The following is a 376-nucleotide window of genomic DNA, read 5'->3' on the forward strand; positions in this document are numbered from 1 at the left end:
TGTTAATTAGTATTTAATACTTAGTATTAAAACTAACTTATGATTTTGATTGTTTTGCCAATATGTCAATGTACGTTAACCCTAAATGGATCAGTGGAGAATATCGGAGTCGAACCGATGACCTCCTGCGTGCAAGGCAGGCGCTCTAGCCAACTGAGCTAATCCCCCATTAAATTATAAGTAGTTCTGCGCAGATTTGAACTGCGGACCCCTACATTATCAGTGTAGTGCTCTAACCAACTGAGCTACAGAACTGTAAATTATTAAAATGCATATAAAAGGAAATGTGTTCTTTGTTTACCAAGTAAATAAGAAATCAAGTTGCTTATTCATTACCTCAGTAACAGTGTAAAACATCTCTCCAGAAAGGAGGTGT

Annotated in this window: 2 tRNA genes; both read right to left on the reverse strand. The window is 36.7% G+C overall.

Features of this window, described 5'->3' with window-relative positions:
* Positions 1-94 precede the first annotated feature (94 nt).
* Positions 95-168 (reverse strand) — tRNA-Ala (locus tag QMO11_RS21880).
* 13 nt (positions 169-181) lie between these two features.
* Positions 182-255, reverse strand: a tRNA-Ile gene (locus QMO11_RS21885).
* Between the last annotated feature and the right edge of the window lie 121 nt (positions 256-376).

This window comes from Saccharicrinis aurantiacus, from assembly GCF_947489045.1.
GTDB classification, from domain to species: domain Bacteria; phylum Bacteroidota; class Bacteroidia; order Bacteroidales; family Marinilabiliaceae; genus Saccharicrinis; species Saccharicrinis aurantiacus.